At 55.5% G+C, this 17125-nt stretch carries 14 protein-coding genes; 4 read left to right on the top strand and 10 right to left on the bottom strand.

The annotated features are described in order from the left end of the window. Positions 1 to 308 precede the first annotated feature (308 nt). The gene (locus tag H0S68_RS23505) at positions 309 to 2207 is read left to right on the top strand and encodes a bifunctional metallophosphatase/5'-nucleotidase (RefSeq protein ID WP_409325361.1); all 1899 of its coding nucleotides are present in this window, start codon (positions 309 to 311) and stop codon (positions 2205 to 2207) included. Positions 2208 to 2262: 55 nt separating this feature from the next. On the opposite strand, the gene H0S68_RS23500 is transcribed toward H0S68_RS23505, so the two are convergent. The 8 genes from H0S68_RS23500 to uspA all read right to left on the bottom strand — a co-directional run bounded on the left by H0S68_RS23500 (position 2263) and on the right by uspA (position 11435). Continuing rightward, positions 2263 to 2862, bottom strand: coding sequence for an SIS domain-containing protein (locus H0S68_RS23500; RefSeq protein WP_020837445.1), 600 nt, complete (start codon positions 2860 to 2862; stop codon positions 2263 to 2265). Further along, positions 2862 to 4499 (bottom strand): FGGY-family carbohydrate kinase, encoded by a 1638-nt coding sequence (locus tag H0S68_RS23495; protein ID WP_020837444.1) that lies wholly within the window; start codon positions 4497 to 4499, stop codon positions 2862 to 2864. The genes H0S68_RS23500 and H0S68_RS23495 overlap by 1 nt, the downstream gene beginning before the upstream one ends. Before the next feature lie 13 nt (positions 4500 to 4512). Next, the gene (locus H0S68_RS23490; protein ID WP_020837442.1) at positions 4513 to 5466 is read right to left on the bottom strand and encodes an ABC transporter permease; all 954 of its coding nucleotides are present in this window, start codon (positions 5464 to 5466) and stop codon (positions 4513 to 4515) included. 1 nt (position 5467) lies between these two features. Next, positions 5468 to 6457, bottom strand: a complete 990-nt coding sequence (locus H0S68_RS23485; RefSeq protein ID WP_046374939.1) for an ABC transporter permease — start codon at positions 6455 to 6457, stop codon at positions 5468 to 5470. Next, complete coding sequence (locus H0S68_RS23480) at positions 6450 to 7949, bottom strand: sugar ABC transporter ATP-binding protein (protein WP_400827787.1); 1500 nt, start codon at positions 7947 to 7949, stop codon at positions 6450 to 6452. Before H0S68_RS23480 ends, H0S68_RS23485 begins: the two co-directional genes overlap by 8 nt. Before the next feature lie 112 nt (positions 7950 to 8061). After that, positions 8062 to 9048, bottom strand: coding sequence for an autoinducer 2 ABC transporter substrate-binding protein (locus H0S68_RS23475; RefSeq protein ID WP_020837439.1), 987 nt, complete (start codon positions 9046 to 9048; stop codon positions 8062 to 8064). Positions 9049 to 9386: 338 nt separating this feature from the next. After that, entirely contained in the window at positions 9387 to 10730 is a 1344-nt protein-coding gene (gene gdhA / locus H0S68_RS23470; protein ID WP_020837438.1) for an NADP-specific glutamate dehydrogenase, read from the bottom strand. Between the two features lie 258 nt (positions 10731 to 10988). Then, positions 10989 to 11435, bottom strand: coding sequence for a universal stress protein UspA (gene uspA, locus H0S68_RS23465; protein ID WP_012147365.1), 447 nt, complete (start codon positions 11433 to 11435; stop codon positions 10989 to 10991). Between the two features lie 613 nt (positions 11436 to 12048). Here uspA and uspB point away from each other — a divergent pair. After that, positions 12049 to 12384 (top strand): universal stress protein UspB, encoded by a 336-nt coding sequence (gene uspB / locus H0S68_RS23460; RefSeq protein ID WP_020837437.1) that lies wholly within the window; start codon positions 12049 to 12051, stop codon positions 12382 to 12384. Positions 12385 to 12459: 75 nt separating this feature from the next. On the opposite strand, the gene pitA is transcribed toward uspB, so the two are convergent. Beyond that, on the bottom strand, positions 12460 to 13962 hold the full coding sequence (pitA, locus tag H0S68_RS23455) for an inorganic phosphate transporter PitA (protein ID WP_020837436.1): 1503 nt from the start codon (positions 13960 to 13962) through the stop codon (positions 12460 to 12462). Positions 13963 to 14263: 301 nt separating this feature from the next. Here pitA and H0S68_RS23450 point away from each other — a divergent pair, with 301 nt between their 5' ends. Next, a complete protein-coding gene (locus H0S68_RS23450; protein ID WP_149573931.1) occupies positions 14264 to 15463 on the top strand; it encodes an NAD(P)/FAD-dependent oxidoreductase in 1200 nt (399 codons plus the stop codon). 312 nt (positions 15464 to 15775) lie between these two features. Further along, a complete protein-coding gene (locus H0S68_RS23445; RefSeq protein WP_198640125.1) occupies positions 15776 to 16615 on the top strand; it encodes a putative oxygenase MesX in 840 nt (279 codons plus the stop codon). Positions 16616 to 16670: 55 nt separating this feature from the next. Here the strand turns inward: H0S68_RS23445 and H0S68_RS23440 are convergent, their stop codons facing one another. After that, positions 16671 to 17081 (bottom strand): VOC family protein, encoded by a 411-nt coding sequence (locus tag H0S68_RS23440; RefSeq protein ID WP_020837432.1) that lies wholly within the window; start codon positions 17079 to 17081, stop codon positions 16671 to 16673. Between the last annotated feature and the right edge of the window lie 44 nt (positions 17082 to 17125).

Genomic DNA, 17125 nt, shown 5'->3' with positions numbered 1-17125 from the left:
TCTGTGTTGGCTGCATTACTCGGCCCGGCCACGGGCCTCGCCCCTTAACGGGGCCAACGCAAACGTTGTTCAAATCTGTTCCCGACAGATTTGTTGTGCGCCCCAGTCACTTACTTGAGTAAGCTCCTGGGGACTGACAAACTTGCCGCCTTGATACAACGCCAATTATTTAGGGCATAGAGGGCGAAATAGGGAGGTATTCATTGATCCACCTCCCAATTTTATTTTTTACCTTGCAAAGATACTGGCAAGCTTGTGTTCCAGATCGCATGATTCCTGTTCGTTCCCCTCCCTATAATTAGATGATAATGAAGAAGACACTCCTTGCTGTTTTGCTTTGCCTGGGTACCTCTGCAATGGCTTCTGAACCAGTCAATATCACCATCCTCGGCACGTCCGATCTGCACGGTACCTTTGTGCCCTGGGATTATTCGACCGACACCGAAAACCTGGCCGGCAGCCTGAGCCAAATCGCCACTCAGGTGCAACAGGTACGCGCGAAGCAGCCCAACGTGATCCTGGTCGATGCCGGCGACACCATCCAGGGCAACTTTGTCGAGACTTTTAAAAACGACAAAACCAGCCCGATGATCCTCGGGTTTAACGCGCTGGACTATGACGTCTGGGTGATGGGTAACCATGAGTTCGATTTCGGCCTCAAACCGCTTTCCACCTCACTGAACCAGTTCAAGGGCACGGCATTGGCCGGCAATATTCTGTGGGAGAGCGGCAAACCCTACCTGCCGGCGTATAAAATCATTGAACGTCAGGGAGTGAAAATCGGCATTATTGGCATGGATACGCCGATGACCGCAGAGTTCGCCAAAGGCACCGACCGGGTGAAAGGGCTGAACTTTACCGATCCGGTACAGGCGGTGAAGCAGGTCATTCAGCAAATTCAGGGTGAAGTGGACGCTATCGTGCTGGTGGCGCACATGGGCATCGACAACGAGAACCAGCGCCCTGGCACCGGCGTTGGCGATATCGCTCGTGCGAACCCGGAACTGGCGGCGATCGTCGCCGGGCACATGCACGTAAAAGTCGATAAAGAAGTGATTAACGGCGTGATCGTTACCGAACCGGACAAATATGGCCGTGCGCTGTCGCGCATCGATTTGCAGTTTGAGCAGCACAACGGCAAGTACGTGCTGATCAACAAAGACAGCTATACCTATCCAATCAAAGGCATCGCGTCGGATAAAAAGCTGGAAGAGATTTATCAGCCTTATCACAAGATTTTGCGCGCCAACGCCAACCGGCCGATTGCCCAGCTCAGCGGCCAGGATCTGGTGCCGCCGGATGCGGTGAAGGGGATCCCGCAGGTACACGTGCAGGATACCGGCATCAGCAAACTGTATCAGGAAGCCAGCCGTTACTATGCGCCGAAGGCGCAGGTGATCGCGCTGCAGATTGATAATGACCGGCCGAAATTAAACGTCGGCACCATCACGGCCAAAGATATCGCCTTCAATTATCAATATGCCGGCGGCGAGATCACCGTGTACCAACTCAGTGGCAAAGAGCTGAAGAAGTACATGGAATGGTCGGCGGGCTACTTCAATCAGCTGCAGGACGGCGATGTCACCTACAGCTTCAACCCGCAGCGCCGCGCGTCCAAGTATTCCACCAATGATTTCTTCGATGGCGTGACCTATAAAATCGACCTGCGCCAACCGGTCGGGCAGCGCATCCGTGATTTGCGCATGGCCGACGGCACGCCGGTGACTGACAGCACGCCGATCCGTCTGGGCATGAACAGCTATCGCATGGGGCACCTGACGCAAAAAGGCGGCGCACTGGAAGGTATGCAGTTCCCGGTATTGTCGGACAGCAAGGCTGAATATGGCGAAGAGGCCGGAACCATCCGCAACCTGACTATCCGTTATCTGACCGAAGTGAAAAAAGGCCAGTATCAGGGACAGGCGGTGCAGCGCTGGCAGTTGGTTGGGTTGGAAGGCTACGAACGTGAGCGTAAAATCGTCGAAAAACTGCTGAACGACGGCAAAATCAGCGTACCTACCAGTGAAGATGGGCGCTACGGTAATGTCGCGTCGTTCAACGTGAAGCCACTGCTGATCGGCGAGCCGAAGGCCCGTCAGCAGCAACAGGCGGCATTGAAGGCAGAATTGGCCGCCGCCAGCGATCCGGTGGCAAAAAAACGCCTGAGCGATCGGTTAGTGATTCTCGAGGCGATTAACAAAGCCTGATAGAGATAATGGGCTCGGCGTAGGTATGCTGAGCCCTACCAACAACACCCGTGGATTACTTCCCCTGCAGCAAGCGCTTGCCGACGTCACCGCCTGGGTGTACCGCCAGCAACGTTTCTTTGTCGTAGCCACTGCGTTCCATCAGGCAGGCACAGGCCGCGTCGAAGATTGCCAATACCAGCACGATAGACGTCGTTGCCAGCATATTCAGTGGATCTATCTCATTTTCTACCCCGGTGCGGATCACCAACCGTGCTGCTTTGGCGATCGCCGAATCCGGATTTTCCGTCACGCCGATCAGCGGCACACCCTTGGCCTGCAGCGTTGGCAGCAGGCGGGTCAATTCGTCGGAATTTCCGCCGCGCGAAATCAGAATCATCAAATCGTCGCTGCGCAAAAAGCCCAGATCGCCGTGGGCTGCATCGGTGGCGTTCAGGTAGATGGCTGGCCGTTCCACGCAGGCCAGCATATGGGCTATCTTGCGTGCCGCAATACCGGAAGTCCCGACGCCGGTAACCACGATTTTCCCCCGGCACTCGGCCAATGCCGTCAGCAACCGTTGCCAGCTTTGTGCGTCGATGCGCTGGCTCAGCTGTGCCAGTTCCCGGCTGTAGATTGCCCAGGCTTCAGTGGCCCGCTGCCATTCCTGCTGCATCAGGCTTCCTCCTGCATCAGTTGGCGGTATTTCATGTGGTCGTTATACAGCTCATGGAACACGCGGTATTTACGGTCGTAATAGCGTTTGATTTTGTTGGTCTGTGGCGTCACGGTTTTACCTATGCGACTCATGGCGCTCATGGCTTCCGGCAGCGTGTCGTATACCCCGGCCGCCACCGTGCCCATCATCGCTCCCCCCAACAGCATCGCCTCGCTCTCTTCCGGTAACAGCATGGCGCAGCCGGTGGCATTGGCATGTTCCTGCACGAAAATCGGGTTTTTGGTACCGCCGCCGCTGGCCATGATGGTGTCGATGCTGTAGCCACTTTGGTTCATGGTTTCAATAATATGGCGGGTACCCAGCGCAATCGCCTGGATGGTCGCCAGATAATGCAAGGCCATATCTTCCGGGGTACGCGACAGCTTCAGCCCGGTCAGAGTACCGGTCAGCGTCGGGTTGGCACGTGGTGAACGGTTGCCGTGGAAATACGGCAGCATATGAATATCCTGGGTGAGGAAGGCAATCTCCTCCGGCTCACCTGCCATGCGGCGCAGCAGGGCATTCAGCACTTCATAAATCGTCTGTCCCTGGGTTTTTGCCTGTGCCAGCAGCTCCGGGTAACAAGGATGCGACTGGATCACGTGGTCAATCAGCGCACCGGTGGCGGACTGGCCGCCCTCGTTCAGCCAGTATTCCGGCAGGATCGCCGAGTAATACGGCCCCCATACGCCGCCAATAAAACGCGCGGTACGGGACATCGCCATATGGCCGGTGGAAGTACCGCCAATCAGCGCAACGCGGCGGTTAAAATCTGCCACTTCACCGGAAACCCCGGTAGCGCCAAGCGTGCCTAGCGTCCCGGCGTGGGCGTCAATGATCGAGACGCTGACCGCCGTGCCGGCAATCAGGCCCATTTCACTGGCGGCACGCTGGGTGAGGCCGTGGCCGAGCGGTTCGCCCATCATTTTGACGTCGCTGCCGATCTTGGCGGCATCGTGCTCCAGCACGTCTTCCAATCCAATCTGTTTGAAATAGCTTTTGTCCCAGCGCTGTTCATGGCCGAGATAGGTCCATTTGCACACCGTCGAACACAGTGAACGGGTGGCGTCCTGGGTGGCCCGCCAGGTGAGGAAGTCCGGCAGGTCAAACAGGTAACCGGCATTGGCCCAGGTGGTCGGCATATGCTGTTTCAACCACAGCATTTTGGGGGTCTGCATTTCCGGCGAAATGATGCCGCCGACGAAATCCAGCACCCGGTGTTTGGTGGCGTTGATGCGTTCGGCCTGGGTGATGGCCCGGTGATCCATCCACACGATGATGTTCTGCTCGGTGCGGCCGGACGGGCTGACGGTCAGCGGTTGGCCCTCTTTGTCCAACACCACCAGAGAACAGGTGGCGTCAAAACCCAGTCCTTTAACCTGAATCGGGTTGATGTCGGCCTGGTTGACCGCATCGCGCACCGCGTTGCACACCGCCTGCCAGATATTGTCCGAAGACTGCTCAACGAAGTCCGCTTTCGGACGATACAGGTCGATGGTTCGGCTGGCCTGCCCGACCATGTGACCGTTGAGATCGAATACCCCTGCGCGCGCACTTCCGGTGCCTACATCTACGCCAATAAAATAGCTCGCCATTGTTTTTCTCCAGTCAGGCTTTTCGATTCTGTAATGCGATAAACAGGATCAGCACACCGCCCCACAGGGCCATGGTCAGATAGCTGCTGACGCCCAGCAGGTTGAGGCCGCTTTCCAGCATTTGCAGCACAATCAGCGCCAGCACCAGACCCAGCACCCGGCCAAACCCACCGTCCGGGTTAATGCCGCCCAGCACCGAGGCCAAAATGGTCACCAGCAGATAGGATTCGCCGTAACCGGCCTTGGCCGAGTTGAATTTGGCCATCATCAGCAGCGCCGCACCCCAGCCGAGCAGGGCGGACAAAATATAGACCGCAATCTGTACCCGGGCGGTGTTTACGCCGCTAAAACGGGTGGCTTGCTCGTTGGAGCCAATCAGATACAGGCTGCGTCCGAGCGTGGTGTGCTCCAGCAATAGCCACAGGCCAACGGATACCAGCAGGAACAGCAGCAGCGCTACCGGAATGCCGAGCAGACTACCGTTGCCGAGATACTGAATCGCCGCCGGGAAGCCGGAGATCACCGCGCCGTTGGACAGCAGAATATTCAGGCCGGTGATCAGCGTCATGGTGCCGAGCGAAGCGAGGATGGGCGAAACGCCAATCCAGGCGACCAGCACGCCGTTAAGCGCGCCAATGGCGACGGCGACCAGCAGCCCGGCCAGCAGTGCCAGCGCCAGAAACAGCGGTTGGTCCGGGTGGCTGACGATAATGGCTGCCATCACCAGCGAGCAGGCGTTGGCACCGGCGATAATCGACAGATTGATGCCGCCGGTCAGCATGGTGATGCCCATACCGAGCGCCAGCATGCCGAGGATCGGAAGCTGCGAGGCGATCGACTGGAAATTGCCGAGGCTGAAGAAGCGCGATCCGAGCAGCCCGGCGAACAGCAGCGCCACGGCGATAATGATCGCGCTCTGCAGGCGGATGATCCGATCGTTGGGGATCAGACGGGTTAACTGGATCATGTCATAGCTCCTTGGCCAGCTTGCGTTTTTCATTCCAGGCGGTGCTGCTGATGCTGATCAAAATGATCGCGCCGCTGAACACCTGGTGCCAATAGGCCGACACGCTGAGCAGCGTCAGGCCGTTTTGCAGGAAGGCCAACAGCACCACGCCCAGCAGCGTGCCGGTCAAGGAGCCGCGCCCACCGGTCATGCTGGTGCCGCCCAGCACCACCGCAGCCAGCACCGTCAGCTCAAAACCGAGCAGGGAGTTGGGGGCTACCGACTGGGTTATCTGCGCCTGCACCACCGCGGCGATACCCGCCAGAATGCCCATGTAGCCGTAAACGTAGAAGTGCAGCCGCAGCAGGTTCAGCCCCAGGCGTGACGCCGCATCGCGGTTGCCGCCCATGGCGAAAATTTGGCGGCCGAGGCGAGTAAAGTTCATCAGCACACCGGTGACGATAATCACCGCCAGCAGGCACAGCAGCGGCAGCGTCAGGCCGTAGTCATAACCGTCGGCCCCCTGGAATGAGAACCAGCTGATGCCATCCATAAACCAGTCGGGGAAACCGTACAGCCAGGTGCCGTTGGTGGCGTAAACCAGTAAGCCGTAGAACAGGTTCAGCGTGGCGATGGTGATGATGATCGCCGGCACCTTCAGCCAGTAGACCAGAAAACCGTTCACCAGCCCGAGCAGCAGGCCGACGCCCATTGCCAGTGCGAACGCCAGCGGGAAGCCGCCACCGTGTTGAATGACCCAACTGGCCATCACGTACTGCGCGATGGCGGTGATCGCCGGGAATGAAATGTCGATGCCGCCGGCTATCAGCACCACGAACAGGCCGCAGGCGAGAATGCCGAGAATGGCGTAGCTGGTGGCGACATCCGTCAGGTTACCCAGCGTCAGAAACTCGCTGGTGCTGACGCTCAGGCCTATTGCCAGCAACAACACCAGCAGGCCCAGGTAAAACTCGTGCCGGCCGGCCAGGCGGGCCAATAATGACTTATCCATTCACCACCTCGGCGATCTGTTGTTCGGTGCTGTGGTGCGGCGAAAACTCGGCGATCAGCTCGCCCTTGCGCATCACCATCACCCGATGGCTGTTGTAATAGGCTTCCGGGATTTCGTCGCAGATCATCAGCACCGCCATGCCGAGCGCGGCCAGATCTTTGGCGATCTGGTAGATCCCCTCTTTGTTGGCGATGTCCACTCCGACGGTAGGCGAATCAAGGATCAGGATCTTCGGCTGCGTTGCCACCCACTTGGCGATGGCGATACGTTGCGCATTGCCGCCCGACAGGGTTTTTACCGGCAGCGCGCTGTCGGAAACCTTGATGTTCAGATCGCGAATCAGCCGGTTAACCAGCTCGGTCGCTTTGGCATGGTCCAGCAGCCCGAGCGAGGTGTGCAGTTGATCGAAGACCGTGACGATGGTGTTGTCGTAGATCGACTGCTCCATGATCAGCCCTTGCGTAAGACGATCCTCCGACACATAGCCGATACCCTGGCGCACCGCTTCACGGTTGTTGTGCAGTTGGACCGGATGGCCGTCGATGCGAATTTCTCCGCTGTCGGGACGGGTCATGCCGAACAGGCTGAGGCACAGCTCGGTACGGCCCGCGCCAAGCAGCCCGACGATCGAGACGATCTCGCCGCCGTGCAGTGAAAGATTGATGTCCTGGTATTTTCCGCGTCGGCTGAGATTGCGAACCTCGAGCAGCGGTGCGCTGTCGGTGGACGCCAGCGCCGGCAGTTGGCTGTAATGGAAGCGTTGGCCGGTCATCAGGAACGCCAGTTCATGGCTGTCCAACTGGCTGGCGGGATAAGTGCCGACCAGCTTGCCGTCGCGCATCACGCTGATGCGGTCGGCGACCTCCATCACTTCATCCAGTCGGTGGCTGACGAACACCACGCAGATGCCCGCCGCTTTCAGTTCGTTGACCACCCGCAGCAGGCCGTCGACCTCTTGCCGCGTCAGCGAAGCGGTTGGCTCATCCATGATCACCAGCCGTGCGTCGGCGGCAATGGCACGGCATATGGCCACCAGTTGGCGATCGGCAATCGACAGTTTTTCGACTTTCTTGTCGGGATCGATACGCACGCCGACGCGCGCCATGGCATCCAGCGCCGTCTGGCGCATCACCTGCTTGCGCACCCAGAAATGGCCGCCGGGCAGGTAGCGGTGAATGGCGATATTTTCCGCCACGGTCAGGTTGGGGAATAACGACAGATCCTGATAAATTACCTGAATACCGTAATAGCCGGACAGCTGCGGCGTCAGAGAATGAAAAAGTTTACCCTCAAGCGAAATATTGGCGCCTTTTTCCGGCTGATAAACGCCGGAAATAATTTTAATGATGGTGCTTTTTCCGCAGCCATTTTGCCCGGCCAGGCAATGCACTTCGCCAATATTTAGCGTCAGGTTGATCTGGTCCAAGGCCAGCACGCCTGGGAATCTCTTACTGATATTTTCCAGGGTGATAAATGCGGTGGATGTGGTCATAGCGTTAACCTGTGCAGGTTTTTATTATGGTAGTGACTGAAACTCGGGGCGCACTATATTGCGCCCTTCGTTGTTTCATGACTTTCCCGGTGTGGCGTAATATTACTGAAAATTAAAATCCTAGCGATTTGGCATTATCTTTGGTGACTTCAAGAATTTTATTAAACCGAATCACTTTTTTATCCATGTCGACGTCGGCTTTACCCAAACCTTCGATCGACAAATCTTTGGTCACTTCTTTGCCCTGCAAGAGTTGATCGGCCACCGTCACCAGGGCATAACCGGCGTCTTTCGGGTCCCACAACAGGGCTTTCTTGATGTCGCCGCGTGCCAGGTAAGGCGCGGCCTGTGCCGGCATGGCAATACCGACTACGGCGATCTTGTCCTTGGCGCGTTTCTTGGCGACTGCCTGGCCGGCACCGATCGGGCCGAGGGAGCCGAAGCCGATAATGCCTTTCATCTGCGGATAGGTTTTCATCAAATCCAGCGTGGTGGCGTAGGACTTGTCGATGCTTTCCGCCACCGGCAGGCGCGAAGTGACTTCGAACATGTCCGGATATTTGGCTTTCTGGTACTTGATGGCGGAATCCGCCCAGGCGTTGTGCAACGGCACGGTCAGCGAGCCGACATAAATGGCATAGCCGCCTTTGCCGCCCATGTCTTTCGCCAGCTCATCGACGTTGGCCTGCGCATACTTCTCGCTGTCGATGGTTTCAATGTCCCACTGGCCAATCTGCTGGTCCGGGGATTCATGCGTCAGCACCACGATGCCTTTCTCGCGCGCCTTCTTCAGCACCGGCTCCAGCACCTTGGCGTCGTTAGGCACCACGATGATGGCGTTGACGTTCTTGGCGATCAGGTCTTCAATCACTTTCACCTGTGCGGCCGGGTCTGGGGTGGACGGCCCGGTCTGGTAGGCATTGACGTCGAGCTTTTTGGCCGCGTCGTTAACGCCGACTTCCATACGGTTGAACCAGGGAATGCCGGTCACTTTGGCAACCACGGCAATCTCGTACTTTTCAGCAGCAAAGGCAGGTGTTGTCGATAACATGCACGCAGAAACCACACATGCATTTAATAATGCGAGGTTAAATTTCATTCGCTGTACCTTTTTTATCTGTAGGGGTGGCTGTTTTTCCACCTGAGCAGATTACAAAGGAATGGAAGAGGGGACGTAACGAGAGTTGGGAAATTGTGATCTGTGCACATTGGAGTAAAAATATGACGGTTTTAATGTTAATTAATTGTTTAATAATTCAGTGGTGGTAATTTTACCACGAAAAATCATCATAAAATTAACAATAAAAACCATAATTATTTACATATATAAAACAAATGAGGCGGGGCAATCGGGTTTTGCAGGGGTAAAAATGCCGGACTGAGCGCCGGCATTGAAGCATTTTAGCAATGTGTGAACAAGATCACCTTATGAACCTGTTACAACACGCCCTGCGCCAGCATGGCGTCGGCTACCTTGACGAATCCGGCGATATTGGCGCCGTGTACGTAGTGGGTTTGCTTACCCTCGCCGCCGTATTCCACGCAGGCGTGATGAATATCCGCCATGATATGTTGTAAACGTACATCCACTTTCTCGGCGCGCCAGCCGATGCGCGCGGCGTTCTGCGCCATCTCCAGCCCGGAGGTAGCAACCCCACCGGCGTTGGCCGCCTTGCCCGGCGCAAACAGCACCCCGGCGTCCAGGAATGCATCGGTCGCCTGAATGGTGGTCGGCATATTTGCGCCTTCCGCCACAGCTTTGACCCCGTTGCGGATCAGCGTCTGTGCGGCAGCCAAATCCAGCTCGTTTTGGGTGGCGCACGGCAGGGCGATATCCACCGGCACGTTCCAGGGCTGCTGGCCGGCCAGATAGGTCAGGCCACGTTCGCGGGCATAATCTTCCACGCGACCATAGCGCTGATTCTTGATCTCCACCAAATGGGCCAGTTTTTCGGTGGTAAAGCCGGCTTCATCGACCAGAGTACCGCCAGAGTCTGATACGGTGATCACACGCGCATCCAGCTCCAGTGCCTTCTCAATGGTGTATTGCGCCACGTTACCTGAACCAGAAACCGCAACCCGCATGCCTTCAAAACCCAGCCCGTGACGTTGCAGCATGGCGTCGGTGAAATAGACCAGCCCATAGCCGGTGGCCTCTGGACGGATCAGGCTACCGCCGAATGAAAGCCCCTTGCCGGTGAACACGCAGGCGGTGTTGTTGGACAGCTTTTTCATCATGCCGCTCATAAAGCCGACCTCACGACCGCCAACGCCGATATCGCCGGCGGGCACGTCGGTATCCGGCCCGAGGTGACGGTACAGTTCCGTCATCAGCGCCTGGCAGAAACGCATGATCTCCGCCTGGCTTTTCCCCTTGGGATCAAAGTCCGAACCGCCTTTTCCGCCGCCCATCGGCAGGGTGGTCAGGGCGTTTTTAAACGTCTGTTCGAAGCCGAGGAACTTCAGAATCGACAAATTGACCGAAGGATGAAAGCGCATGCCGCCTTTATAAGGCCCGATGGCTGAGTTGAACTGCACGCGCCAGGCGCGGTTAACCTGCACCTGGCCGCGATCGTCGACCCAACTGACGCGGAACTGGATGGTACGCTCGGGCTCTACCAAACGCTCCAGCAGCGCATATTCGCGATAGCGCGGATTACGCTCGATAAAAGGCCACAGCGAAGTGAAGACTTCCCTGACCGCCTGTAGAAATTCCGGCTGATGGGGATTATGTTGTTGAAGCGAGGACAAGAAAGACTCTACCGATACGGTATTTTCCATGGATAACTCCTTTATACCCGTCGTCTTTCAAGCTGCAGCGTTGTTGCCCGGCTACAGCCCGAAATTCATAGGGTAATACTATTAATTTCCCCCATTATTTTTATAAATATTGGTATGGATAAAACCTGGGGGAGGATGTTGTGTCTTTAGCGACTATATCACTGGAGGGCGGTTGATTATCAAGCGATTATTGATGTCGGCGGAATGAAAAACGCCCGCAATCGCGGGCGTTGGGCAAGTCTGTTTAGCGGCGCCGACTTAATCTTCGGCTTTTTCGTCTTCGTCACGCAGCGGCACAATCAGCATGTCGATGTGCACGGTGTTGATCAACTGACGTGCGGAGGACATCAGCTTGCTCCAGAAATCCTGATGGTGGCCGCACAGGACCAGGTCCATATCGTATTTCTTGATGGCATCAACCAATACCTGCGCCAAATCGCCGCTGCCGCTCAGGGTTTCGGTGATCGGATAGCCGGCATTCTGCGACAGTTCGGTCAATGCGTGGTGAGTTTCTTCGGAAATGCGTTTTTGCATATCGCCGAGATTAACGTCGATCAGGCCGGTATACAGGTCGGAATAGTTAACATCTACGTGGATCAGGGAAACTTTGGCGTTGTACGGACGCGCCATAGATACGGCTTTCTCCACCAGGATTTTACTTTCCGGGGATAGGTCTACCGCAATCAAAATGTGTTTGTAAGCCATGAGAATACTCCTTCCATATAATGCCGATTAAAAGGTTAGCAGGCATTTAGCGTACCAGCCTGGCGCTTCAGGTTTCATTTTATCATTCAGATAACACAATGATATGTTGAGGCGATCACACTGCACCGCATCAAAAAACTCTCTTTATCTTCCTACCGTCAGTTTTACACCCGCTGGGCAGAAAAGCCTATCGCCCATGATGCGGTTGCTGGGTTGACCGATTGAAATATAAGCATTCTTAAACAGAGTATAGCCCCAAATGCCCTTTAGGGCAGTGGAAAACTCCGGCGGCCTCAGGCAGGGCAGTTATCAGTTATAACCAATAGATGGATGACAAATGGATGGCTTGCGGTAAATTTTATCTACTGCTCAGGCCAGTTTGCGTTTCATTAACCTACAATAATGACTATAGGCCTTATCATTTCTCCTCTGTATCAAACCTGCGCGTGTGCATCTGCATGGCGATGGGGTGTTTCCAGAGGCGGTGGGTTATGCGCGGCCTGTGCTGTGCAAAGGGGATCGGAGCGGTAAGCTCCAGCAGTAATGGGTGATAGAGGTAGGGCAGTTGGACCCGGCGGAGCGCCGTGGATAACAACGCCTTGAGGAGGCAATCATGATCAGTACCGTCGCGCTGTTTTGGGCTCTGTGTGTGGTGTGTGTGTTAAACATGGTGCGGTATTACTCTTCTCTGCGCGCGCTGTTGGTGGTTCTGCGCGGCTGTGACCCGCTGCTGTATCAATATGTCGACGGCGGTGGTTTCTTTACCGCTCATGGCCAGCCGAGCAAGCAGATACGGCTGGTGCGCTATATCTTCTCGCAGCGTTATGTCGAGCACCATGATCCGGAGTTTATTCGCCGCTGTGAGCGTGTGCGCGGGCAGTTTATGCTGACCTCAGCCCTGTGCGGACTGGTGGTGATCAGCCTGGTTGCGCTGATGATTTGGTATTGAATCCGACCGATTCTTTCTGCAACAGACAAAGAAAAAGGCGGCCACCAGGGCCGCCTTTCTCATCAGGCAAACTGCTTAGATCACCTTAAGCGCCAACCAGTACAGCGAACCGGAAAGCAGAATCGAGATTGGCAGGGTTAACAACCAGGCCAACAGGATGTTCTTCACGGTTTTGCTTTGCACACCGCCGCCGTCCACGATCATCGTCCCGGCTACCGCCGAAGAGAGTACGTGGGTGGTGGAAACCGGCATGCCGGTATAGCTGGCAACGCCAATCGACAAGGCTGCGGTCATCTGAGCTGACACGCCCTGAGAGTAGGTCATGCCCTTCTTACCGATTTTCTCGCCGATGGTGGTGGCGACGCGACGCCAGCCGACCATGGTGCCGAGTGACAACGCCAGAGCAACCGAGACGATAATCCAGATCGGTGCATACTCAACGGTTTGCAGCAGATCCTGACGCAGGTTTTTCAGGAAACGTTGGTCCTGGGCCGAGGTTTCCGGCAGCTTGGCGATCTTGTCTGCGGTATCCGTTACGCACATCAGCAGGCGGCGCAGATGACTACGCTGTTCTACCGTCAGTTGATCGTAACTTTGCAGATTGTTCAGCAAGCCCTGGGTCAGCTCAATCGCCGGCATGGCGCGCGCGCTGTCACAGTGGAACTCGATAGGTTTATCCGGCGAGACGTCCTCATCCGGGCTTGGCACCAGTGGGGTCAGAGTGACCACGTGCGCCAAGGCGTCGCTGTGCTGCTGGTAATATTGCTGCAGGTGGGTCACGGCATCACGCGTACGGGTGATGTCATAGCCGGTTGCATTCATATTGACCACGAAGCCGGCCGGCGCAACGCCGATCAGCACCAGCATGATCAAGCCGATGCCTTTCTGACCATCGTTGGCGCCGTGCGAGAAGCTAACGCCGATAGCAGACAGGATCAGTGCGATACGGGTCCAGAACGGCGGCTTGCGTTTGCCGTCGACCTTTTCACGTTCCGCAGGGGTCATGTGCATACGCTGGCGTTTCTTGGTGCCACTCCAATAGCGGCGCAAGGCAAACACCATCAACCCGGCGACCATCATGCCGACCAGCGGCGAGATGAGCAATGACAGGAAAATACCGATCATTTTCGGGACGTTAAGCGCATCCACCACCGAAGTGTGGGTCATCAGTGCGTTGGTTAAACCCACACCGATAATTGCGCCAATCAGCGTATGAGAGCTGGAGGCCGGCAGACCGAAATACCAGGTGCCGAGGTTCCAGATGATAGCCGCCAGCAGCATGGAGAACACCATGGCTAATCCGTGCGCTGAACTGACGTTCAACAACAGATCGGTTGGCAGCAGATGAACAATGGCGTAAGCAACACTCAAACCGCCGAGCATAACGCCAAGAAAGTTGAACAAGCCAGCCATCACAACCGCAAGTTGCGAACGCATGGCACGGGTATAAATTACAGTAGCAACCGCATTGGCCGTGTCATGAAAACCGTTAATGGCTTCATAAAACAACACGAACAACAATGCGAGAATTAACATCAGGCCGGTATGGAAATCCAGGCCAGCGAACAAATGCAGCATAAGCGTTACGCCAGTTTGTGGACATGAACGCCGCGCATTATCAGTGACAACCGGGGCCGGGGAAAAGGAAAATATGACGTTTTTTTGATTTCGATATGACGAAATGATGGCGTTGGTATGACAAATACATGAAATATCAGCGCGTTATGCTGAATATCTCGCTGTAATATTTTCTTACTATGGCGTTGAGGGCGGCATGGCTTTACAATCTGCCGCCGTAAAGTTGTCGGTTACCGGTAGCGATACGGCGTAAAATAGCGGCCTTTTGTCGCGATTGTGGTTTTTATTCAGAGAGGCGCAGGTGGAACAGTTTGATGTCGTGGTAATAGGTGCGGGCGCAGCGGGCATGTTTTGCGCGGCGCAGGCAGGGCAACTCGGCTGCCGGGTGCTGCTGCTCGACAACGGCAAAAAACCGGGGCGCAAAATCCTGATGTCCGGCGGCGGACGCTGTAACTTTACCAACATGTACACGGAGCCTGCCGCTTATCTGTCGAATAACCCGCATTTCTGCAAATCTGCGCTGGCACGCTACACCCAGTGGGACTTTATCGATCTGATCAACCGTCATGGCATCGCCTACCACGAGAAGACCCTGGGGCAACTGTTTTGCGACGACTCGGCGCAGCAGGTGGTCGAACTCCTGGTGAAAGAGTGCGAGCAGGGTCAGGTGACGACACGCCTGCGCAGCGAAGTGCTGGGCGTAGAAAAAATCGCAGAAGGCTTCGAACTGGCGCTGAATGGTGAGAAAGTGAGCGCTCGCTCACTTGTGGTGGCCAGCGGTGGATTGTCGATGCCGGGCCTGGGCGCGACGCCGTTCGGCTATAAGCTGGCGGAGCAGTTTGGCCTGAAGGTATTGCCGACGCGCGCCGCGCTGGTGCCTTTTACGCTGCATAAACCGCTGTTGGAGCATTTGCAGACCCTGTCTGGCGTCTCTGTGCCGGCAGTGATCACCGCAGAAAACGGCGTCAGCTTCCGCGAAAGCATATTGTTTACCCATCGTGGCCTGTCCGGGCCGGCGGTATTGCAACTTTCCAGCTACTGGCAGCCCGGTGAGTTTGTGAGTGTTAACTTACTTCCTACGCTTGATCTGGCGGGCTTCCTCAATGAGCAACGTCAGGCACACCCTAATCAAAGCCTGAAAAATACCCTGGCGCTGCACCTGCCGAAGCGGTTGGTGGAATGTTTGCAGACCTTGGGCCAACTGCCGGAAGCGACATTAAAGCAACTGAACCCGACGCAGCAGACAGCGTTGGTGGAAACCTTGCAGAATTGGCGCGTACAACCCAACGGTACCGAAGGCTACCGCACGGCGGAAGTGACGCTCGGCGGCGTCGACACCAAAGAGCTGTCCTCCAAGACCATGGAGGCCGCCAAGGTGCCGGGCCTGTACTTTATTGGCGAAGTGGTGGATGTGACAGGGTGGCTGGGGGGATATAACTTCCAGTGGGCCTGGAGTTCTGCCTGGGCTTGCGCTCAGGCGCTGGCGGCTCAAAAGCAATAATTTCCGCCGGGGTGATGTAAAAGCCGGCATTTGCTGCGTCGGGCGGAACCGACGCAGCGAATAAAATTATGGTTTAAGACCGATAAATAAATCATGCGTACCGCACGAAACAGAGTAATCCGTCGATATTCAATTTATTGTATTTAGCGGTATTTAAATTATTTGTAAATCAAGTTTTTTGGTATTATTTTTAGTTTAATTATTCTATCTAAATTTATTTAATTAATGGTGGATAACCTGGTTTTTATTATTTACAGCGAGTGAAAAACCTCATCTATAATTATTTTTCATGTTTTCGAGTGAGAAATTATTATGAATGGCGTTTTCTTTGTTCGGCAAATACCTATTACCCCAGAACTTCAGGTTACAGAATTAAAAAACCACGCCAATGGTTTCCTGCGCTATAACAATATCAACGATCTGGCACACAGTGGTCCAGAAGCCCTGACCTGGTTCCTGAACCGCGCCAATACGCTGTTTAAAAGCAATTATCCTTCTGCGCTGCCCACTGCCTCATTGCAATTGTCGTATTTGTCGGTTTTTTGCCGTGCGGAACATGAAGCGGATAGCCAGGCATTACCTGTTTACGATTTCCTCAAAATCGATATTCAACCCACAGGAAAAAGCGGCTACGGCGTGATGTTCTCTTCGCAGATGCGCGAGTATTATCGCGATCGGCTTGAAAATGGCATGGATACGTCGGAAATTCCGGTCGATCAGGCGTTCTTCAACTCTATTTTCAAGCAAGACTCGCCCAAGACCGGCGTACTGGAAAGCTATCCGGTGATCATGATCCCCCGTAGCGCAAATGAGCAAGCTCCTTCGCTTACGCATACCTATCTCAGCAGCCTGGGGCTGGATTCCCGGCATGTCCAGCCGCCTGCATCGGCTTATCCTTTCCGGTTTTACTTCAAACAGGATCTTGCCACGCAGGATCCCGAAGTCATCGCGGCAATCTCAGCCTGCGGGCAGGCGATGTTTGAAATCGTACGCCCGCACCTTTATCCGTTGGATCAGCAGGATATGCCGCGTTTTGACATGGCGCACCTGACGGACATCAAGTGGGAGCAGCACAATACGGCGCGCAGGTGGGTGGCTGAGCATCAGCCCTGCGTCGAGGCGCTGATGGCGCTGCACGGTATCAGGCAATAGGGTTAAGCCGGCGGCGGGAACCAATCATTCAATACTGCGGAATATCCTTGCGACGCTACGCCGCTGGGCCTTTCAGCTCCACGCGATTGCCGTCTGGATCGGTGAAATAGAGAGACGGCCCGTCGCCCTCTGCGCCAAATCGGGATTCGGGGGGATCAACGCTGATCCCCTGCGATCGCAAATATGCTAACAGTTCGCCCTCGTTGAAAGGTTCGATGCGCAAACAGAAGTGATCGACATTCTGCTGGCGAGCATCGGGATGCTGGCCGCCTTTTTTCCCCAGCACGCCGTCGACGTCGACCAGATCAAGCATGGAAACGCCGACGCGCAGATGCACCAGCCCCAGATCGGGACGCCGTCTGGCGATTTCACATCCCAGTATCTGGGTATAAAATTGAAGGCTTTTTTCCAGGTCGGTGACGCGCAGTACCAGGTGATCGATTTTCTTCAGGCTGAATGGGCGCACGCTGATGTCCTCAGATCGACGGATAATTAATCAGTATAATATAC

Origin of the sequence: Serratia sp. AXJ-M (assembly GCF_046531865.1) — a bacterium.
In the GTDB taxonomy this organism is placed as follows: domain Bacteria; phylum Pseudomonadota; class Gammaproteobacteria; order Enterobacterales; family Enterobacteriaceae; genus Serratia; species Serratia liquefaciens.
This window is presented reverse-complemented; position numbering and strand designations above follow the sequence as displayed.